Source organism: Streptomyces sp. NPDC005574, assembly GCF_040605435.1.
Taxonomy (GTDB): domain Bacteria; phylum Actinomycetota; class Actinomycetes; order Streptomycetales; family Streptomycetaceae; genus Streptomyces.
The window spans coordinates 1-6,517 of sequence record NZ_JBEXCW010000188.1 but is presented as its reverse complement, the minus strand read 5'-3'; the positions used below and the strand labels follow the sequence as shown (position 1 = coordinate 6,517).

The following is a 6,517-nucleotide window of genomic DNA, read 5'->3' as shown; positions in this document are numbered from 1 at the left end:
CCCTAGCTTATAGAACAGACATTCGAACGCGCGACTGTGGAGCGGCCGCGACAGGCGTACGGCGACGTTCATGCGGACGGTCCAGCAGGCCCCGGCATGTGCCGGGTGACCGCTTCGGTGCCGACGATCATCAGCAGGGGACGGGGGCGATCATGGCGATGAAGCGGAAGGGCTCGAAGACGGCGATCCGGTCGATGCTCGACCAGGTGAACTCCTTCGCGGAGCGGGGGTGCTGCGCCCGGTCGGTGCAGTAGTAATCGAAGCCCTCGAAGCCGTGCTGCCCGCCCAGCGCGCGCGCCTCCTCGGCGGTCTCGGGAAGATGGGGAAGCTGCCCACGCCCTCTCCGCGTGCTTCCGCGGTCCGGGCCGCCGCGGCGGCGTCCAGCATGGACTGGATCACGGCGGGGTCCTGGGTGTCGTCGGCGCCCGTGCGGAATTGGCGGCCGCTGACGGTGGCGACGGCGCGGATGCGGTGGTCCGTGGCCGCGGCCGCGGCCGGGACGACGTAGCCGCCGGAGGCGCAGATGCCCAGTGCGCCGATGCGGTGCGGGTCGACCTCCGGCCGGGTGCTCAGGAACGACACGGCCGCCTTGAGGTCCTCGACACGATGCGCCGGATCCTCCAGTCCGCGCGGTTCTCCGCCGCTCTCGCCCTGGTAGGCGGCGTCGAAGGCGAGCGTGACGAAGCCTCGCTCGGCAAGGCGGGTGGCGTAGAGGCCCGCGGCCTGCACGCACGGCTGGGCAGCAGGAGTACGTGGGGAGGATGCGAGGGTGCTGATCGCAGCCATCCGCTGATGGCCGCAGCCCGCACCCTCGCTTCGCAGCGGACGGTACGCCGGTGATATCTGGTGGCGACGGCGCGTTGGCGTTTCAGGCGGACCGTGTCAGTGCGGCAGCCAGCCAAAACTGCTTCGCCTCTGCCTGTGCAGTGGAATGACCGCAGGCCGTGCCGGATAGCTGGCACGCGCCGCCTTGCAGCGGTTCGACATTCAGTCGCATTGGCAGTGTGAGCGGGTACCGCCACGCGGGGAAAGCGAAAAAGCGTGGCGGTCAGCTACCGCCGTCGGGGGTCTGGGCCTTCCAGGCGTAGTACCCGGGCCCGAGCACGCTGTCCACCCGGGCGATGTCGACCTCGTCGCCGTTGTCGTCGACGAAGGCGAGGCGCACGGGCCTGTTGGTCCTAGTGTCGACGAGCACCGAGGAGGGGCCGTAGTCGTTGGGGCGATGCTCGTTGCCCCAGTCGAGGAGGGCGCCGAGCACGGGCCGCAGCCGGCGGCCGTCCGGTGTCAGGTGGTAGGCGTGGCGTTCCCGGGAGCCTCGGCCGCCGGTCTCGGGGCGATAGGGGCGGCGCTCCAGGATGCCCTCGTCGACGAGGGTGTTGAGCCTGGCGGTCAGGACGTCGGTGGAGATGCCGAGCGAGGCGCGGAACTCGTTGAAGGTGGTCCGGCCGTAGAAGGCGTCCCGGATGATCAGCAGGGACCACCGCTCCCCGATGACGTCGAGGCTGCGGGCGATCGCGCAGAGGGGGTCCGACACGGCTGCCTTCCGACTCATCCGGGCAGTTTAGCCGATCTGGCTCTGGAGACCGAAGTGAGATGCTGGACGTCCCCGCGGCCGGGCGCCGCCGACGTGCCCACTCCGCGGCCTTGCGTGTCGCCCCGGTGCTTTTTGAGTCTGCTGACCCAAGTCAGCTCTGCTACGGTGGACGCCGTCTCCTGGATTTGCCGATCCAACTCAAATGGGAGTGGTGCTGCGCCCTACGGCCCAGCCGGGCGTCAGGCCCGCAGCGCGTCCCGCCACGGCGATGGGAGACCACGGGCAGGGGGGCGGGCAGGAGTCCCCGCCCCCGGCTCGAAGACACCTCACCGACTCCGGAGGACGGAACCATGAGCACAACGATCGGCGTCGGGGTCGTCGGCCTCAGTGCCAGGGGCAACTGGGGGGCCGTGGCCCACGGGCCGGCCATCGAGGCGGTCCCCGGCGTGCGGCTGCGGGGACTGACCGCAGGCTCGCCGGAGTCGACCGCGGCCGCCGCGCAGCGCTACGGGGTGCCGGGGTATGACTCGGTGGCGGAGATGGCGAGCCGTGCGGAAATCGACCTGATCGCGATCACGGTCCGGGTGCCCGAGCACCGCAGGCTGCTCGAGCCGGTGCTCGCATCCGGCAAAGCCGTGCTGTGCGAGTGGCCGCTCGCGCGCGACCTCGCCGAGGCGGAGTTCCTGCGGGACGCGGGCCGCCCCGGACCGCGGTTCACCGGCCTGCAGGGACACGTGTCGCCGACGACGAGGTGGGTCCGCGACCTGATCGCCGACGGCTATGTCGGCGAGGTCCTCTCCTCGTCGATGGTCTGCTCCTTCCCCGGCGGCGGGGCGGCGTTCACGTCCGCGTCCGCCTACACCGCGGACGCCGCCAACGGGGCGACGATGATGACCATCCCCTTCGCCCACGCGCTCGACATGCAGGCGGTCGTGCTGGGCGAGCTGACCGCGGTCACGGCGACGGTCGCGACCGTGCGCACCGGGGCCGTCAACACCGACACCGGGGAGGCGATCGCGAAGACCGCGCCGGACCAGATCGCGGTCACCGGCCGGCTGCCGGGCGGGGCCGTCGCCGGCATGCACTTCCGGGGCGGCGCGCTACGGACGACGCCGTTCGTCTGGGAGATCGACGGGACGCGGGGATCCCTGCGGATCACCGGGGACGTCGGCCTGCCGATGAGTGCCGCGCTGGCCGTCGAAGGGGCGCGCGGCCAGGAGACCCTGTCCCCGCTCGAGTCTCCCGCCGGGTACGACCGGTTCCCGGAGCTGGCCGGAACGCCGGCCCACAACGTCGCCCACCTGTACGCGGAGGTGGCCGAGGCGCTGTCGGGCCGGGACTCCGAGGCTCCGGGCTTCGACCACGCGGTGGAGCTCCACCGTTCGCTCGAGGCGATCACGCACAGGGGAACCGGAGGATAGGGGACGGAGACCGTCTGCCGACGCCACGCAATTGGCGTCAGAGCGACCCCGCAGATCTGGAACCGCGAACGGCGCACCCCCAAACGCGCCTTCGAAGACGGCAGCCAGGTCGACCGGCATCCTTTCCTCACGACGCTCCCTGGTCGGAGAACGAGAACGTCAGGAGTCCGCCTGCAACGCGGATCGGTGCGGAGCCTTAGCTGATGGGCTTCCACCTGGCGAACCTAGCGGATCTCCGGCGGGGGCAGTCTGGAACGGTGGTGTTGTCGGGCCCGGGGAGGCCGCTGCGCCCCGGACATGGCTCGGATCATGAGAAGCCCACTTGTGAGATGCCTTCTCGACGCGGAACGATTCGGCCTCAGCATTTGAGGTCGTCCCACGTCAGGGGCACCTGTGCCTCCGAATCCCATGACTACCACCAGTTCGAGACGATCGATCCGGGCCAAGAGCGTGACAGACGATCAGGCCCCGCAGGCGGTACTGCGCTCCATGGTGGTTCTCCGGGTGAGACCAGGGCAGTTCGAAGTGCCTTCTTGCGGTTCGGGTCCGGAGCGCAGCACGCTGGGGGTGGTATTCATCCACCCCGCCGAGCGCTGCCGTCCGGCGGCGAAGGGAAAGCGCGTGTCCAGCAGCAGCGACATCCTCATCACCGGCGGCGACGTCCTCGTACGCGACGGCAGGATCGCCGCCGTCGGAAGCGTCACCGAAGAGCAGGCGACCGGCGCCCGGCGGATCGACGCGCGCGGCATGGTCGACACCCACCGGCACGTCTGGCAGGGCGCGCTCGCCGGCAGCACCGGGAACGCCTCCCTCCTGGGCTACGTCCAACGCGTCGTGCAGGGCATCGCCCCCGGCTACACCCCCGAGGACGTGTCGGTACCGGGGCCGCCGTGCAGGAAGACCGCGCGGACGCCGGAGTCGCGCAGGGCGCGGACGTTCACGTCGGTGTGCTCGGGGCTGCGGACGTTGTGCGCCCAGCCGGCGATCATGGTCACGCCGCTGTGCAGGGCCTGGAGGGCGCCCCACAGGGTGCCGGCGTAGACAACTCCGAGCTGCGCGACGCCCTCTACCAGGCCGCTTTCTGTTCGCTGACCCAGTCGCCCGGCGCTCACGCCTTCTACCGGCGCCAGCGCGAGCGCGGCATCCCGCACAACGCTGCCCTGCGCAACCTCGGCGCCCGCCCCCGGTGCCTGTTTCACTGCCTTCATAGCCATGTCCCGTACGACGAGCGGGACGCCTTCCCCGCCCGCCAGGAGGCGGACCCCCCTTAACGTGCAGTGGGCTGCGGCGCGCGTCGTGGCCGAGCGGGGAGGCGGCGGCCGAAGCCGCAGCCGGAACTCCCTTGGCGCAGTTACCACCGGGGCGCCCCCGAGCGAAATTCCGGACGGGTCGGCATGACAGAGGACCGGCATCCTGGCCAACCGGGCCGACGCGCCCGCCCGCTGGCCTTGCACGGGCGCGGGCGTGCTTATCCCTGCGAGAGCCTCTGGAGGAAACGGCGCAGTTGGATCGGCATGTCGCCTGGCTTGCGGGCGGTGAGGAACTGCCCGTCCTCCACCAGTGGCTCGTCGACGTAGGTCGCACCGGCAGCGGTGACCTCGGGCTCGACGTCTTTCCACGAGGTCATCCGGCGGCCCTGGGCCAGGCCGGCACTGATCAGGACCTGCGGGCCGTGGCACAGTGCGCCGACCGGGCGTCCGGTCTCGGCGAAGCCCTGCACGAAGCTCAGTACCGCCTCGTTGGTGCGCAGCACGCCGGGGGCGAGGCCGCCGGGGATAAACAGGGCGTCGTAATCGGTCCAGACCGCGCCGTCGATCGGACGGGTGCCGGCCTTGAGGGGGAGGCCCTTGTACCCGGTGATGCCGTTGCCGTCGGGCGTGAGGACGTCGACTTCGTAGCCCTCCTCGACGAAGCGGTAGTAGGGGTAGAAGAACTCGGTGTCCTCGACCTGGTCGGCGGTAAGGATCGCGATGCGGCCTTTGGTCTCGCCGTCCGGGCGCAGGGCGTAGCGATTGTCCTCGACGGGGGTGGAATCGGTGTGCTGCGTGGTCATGGTGGCTCCTTGCTTGTGTTCAGTTCGATGCGGTCAGGAGACCGGGTTCTTCTTGGCGAACACGGCCTTGATCGGGCTCGGGTCGCAGTAGAGCTCGTACCGGGCGATCTTGCCCGCCCCGTCGAACGTGACGACCTCGGTCTCGGGGTAGTCGATCGGCTCACCGAGGATCTCGAGGCGGTTGTTCATGCTGGCGAAGACGGTCGTGCCCTCGGCGTCCAGCCCGTGCGAGAGCACGCGGCGCTCGACCATCCGCCAGTACGTGAGGGTCTTCTTCAGGTCTGCTACGACGGCATCGACGCCTACGGACGCCGCAGCGCCCATTCCGCCGAAGTAAAGGACGCAGTCGTCGGCCAGGTAGGCAGTCATGGCGTCCCAGTCCGCCTGGGGCGAGTGGGGGGTGAGGCCGGCGATGGTGTCCCACCACGCCGAGAGCCTCTCGTGGACTTCAGTGGTCGGCATACTCTGGCCAGTCATAAGGAGTTTCCTTCGTTTGCGGTCTCGCGGTTTCCGGTGAGAGCGGTTCTGTAGCTGTTGATCTTCTGGTCAATGGCGGCAAGATGCCGTTGTGTCTTTTCCAGGTGCTCGACGACGCGGGCGCGGTGCTCTTCAAAGAACTCCAGACGCTCCTGCTCCGTACCCTCGCGGCGGCTCAGGTCCGCGATCACGCGGATGTCCGAAATCGGCATCCCGGTCTCGCGCAGCATCACCAGGCCGGAGATCCACGCCAGGTCGCGCTCCCCATACCGCCTGCGACCGCCCGCGTCCCGGGGCGTCGCACTGAGCATCAGTCCCTCACGCTCGTAGTAGCGCAGCGCCTCAACGCCGACGCCGATGACCTCCGCGACTTTCCCGATCGGAAAACCGCCGGGAGGTACGTCGATATCGACCTCGGGCAACAACGGGTCAGACATGTCTTCATTGTCTGACCTGTAGCGCGCTACAGGTCAAATCAGGCAGGCCCACTCCCCCGCATCGCGGCAATGCGTTCTGGCCGTCGGACGCGAACGGACTGCCCACCGTCGTCGGCGTCTCCGCGGCCAACACCCACGACAGCATCGCCCTGAAGCCCATGGTCCAGGGTCACCAAACGAGACACGACCCCCACCGCGGCCGGTACTTCAAACCTCAGCGTCTCCACGCCGACAAGGCCTACGACATTCCCCACCTGCGGAAATGGCTCTGGGGCAAGCACATCGGTGTCCGTATCGCCCGCAAGGGCATCGAGTCCAGCGAACGATTGGGGCGCCGGCGCTGGGTCATCGAGCGGACCATGTCCTGGCTGACCGGCTACCGCAGACTCAACCACCGCTACGAACGCCACCCTCGCAACTACCTGGCCTTCCTCGGCCTCGCCGCAGCCCTCTGCTGCTACAAGAGGCTCATCCGCCTCACCACATAGGACACGGTCTAATACTGCAACGGTGCTTGCCGTGACTGCTGGCCAGCTCGTTCGTTGGTGTGGTTATGGGTGGGGACCTTGCTGAAGTCAGGTTGTGGGCCGGGGAG

The 6,517-nt window shown here is 69.3% G+C and carries 7 protein-coding genes and 2 pseudogenes; 4 read left to right on the top strand and 5 right to left on the bottom strand.

The features are described 5' to 3' along the window. Positions 1-104: 104 nt before the first annotated feature. Both ABZT03_RS42520 and ABZT03_RS42515 read right to left on the bottom strand, forming a co-directional pair. Positions 105-726, bottom strand: a pseudogene (locus ABZT03_RS42520) (alpha/beta hydrolase); the annotation flags it as partial. A gap of 322 nt (positions 727-1,048) precedes the next feature. After that, positions 1,049-1,552, bottom strand: a complete 504-nt coding sequence (locus ABZT03_RS42515) for a helix-turn-helix domain-containing protein (protein WP_356049466.1) — start codon at positions 1,550-1,552, stop codon at positions 1,049-1,051. Positions 1,553-1,884: 332 nt separating this feature from the next. Here ABZT03_RS42515 and ABZT03_RS42510 point away from each other — a divergent pair, with 332 nt between their 5' ends. The 3 genes from ABZT03_RS42510 to ABZT03_RS42500 all read left to right on the top strand — a co-directional run bounded on the left by ABZT03_RS42510 (position 1,885) and on the right by ABZT03_RS42500 (position 4,226). Continuing rightward, on the top strand, positions 1,885-2,955 hold the full coding sequence (locus tag ABZT03_RS42510) for a Gfo/Idh/MocA family oxidoreductase (RefSeq protein ID WP_356049464.1): 1,071 nt from the start codon (positions 1,885-1,887) through the stop codon (positions 2,953-2,955). 621 nt (positions 2,956-3,576) lie between these two features. Further along, on the top strand, positions 3,577-3,996 hold the full coding sequence (locus ABZT03_RS42505; protein WP_356049462.1) for a hypothetical protein: 420 nt from the start codon (positions 3,577-3,579) through the stop codon (positions 3,994-3,996). Beyond that, positions 3,957-4,226 carry a hypothetical protein gene (locus ABZT03_RS42500; RefSeq protein WP_356049460.1) on the top strand — a complete coding sequence of 90 codons (270 nt, stop codon included), beginning with the start codon at positions 3,957-3,959 and terminating at the stop codon, positions 4,224-4,226. Before ABZT03_RS42505 ends, ABZT03_RS42500 begins: the two co-directional genes overlap by 40 nt. A gap of 197 nt (positions 4,227-4,423) precedes the next feature. On the opposite strand, the gene ABZT03_RS42495 is transcribed toward ABZT03_RS42500, so the two are convergent. Genes ABZT03_RS42495 through ABZT03_RS42485 form a run of 3 tightly spaced genes read right to left on the bottom strand, consistent with a single transcriptional unit; the run spans position 4,424 to position 5,922 of the window. Next, a complete protein-coding gene (locus ABZT03_RS42495; protein ID WP_356049458.1) occupies positions 4,424-5,008 on the bottom strand; it encodes a type 1 glutamine amidotransferase domain-containing protein in 585 nt (194 codons plus the stop codon). Positions 5,009-5,041: 33 nt separating this feature from the next. Continuing rightward, positions 5,042-5,485, bottom strand: a complete 444-nt coding sequence (locus ABZT03_RS42490) for a nuclear transport factor 2 family protein (RefSeq protein WP_356049456.1) — start codon at positions 5,483-5,485, stop codon at positions 5,042-5,044. Beyond that, entirely contained in the window at positions 5,482-5,922 is a 441-nt protein-coding gene (locus ABZT03_RS42485; RefSeq protein WP_356049454.1) for a MerR family transcriptional regulator, read from the bottom strand. Before ABZT03_RS42485 ends, ABZT03_RS42490 begins: the two co-directional genes overlap by 4 nt. Before the next feature lie 83 nt (positions 5,923-6,005). Between ABZT03_RS42485 and ABZT03_RS42480 the strand changes: the two are divergent. Continuing rightward, positions 6,006-6,410: pseudogene (locus ABZT03_RS42480) on the top strand (transposase); the annotation flags it as partial. Positions 6,411-6,517: the final 107 nt, after the last annotated feature.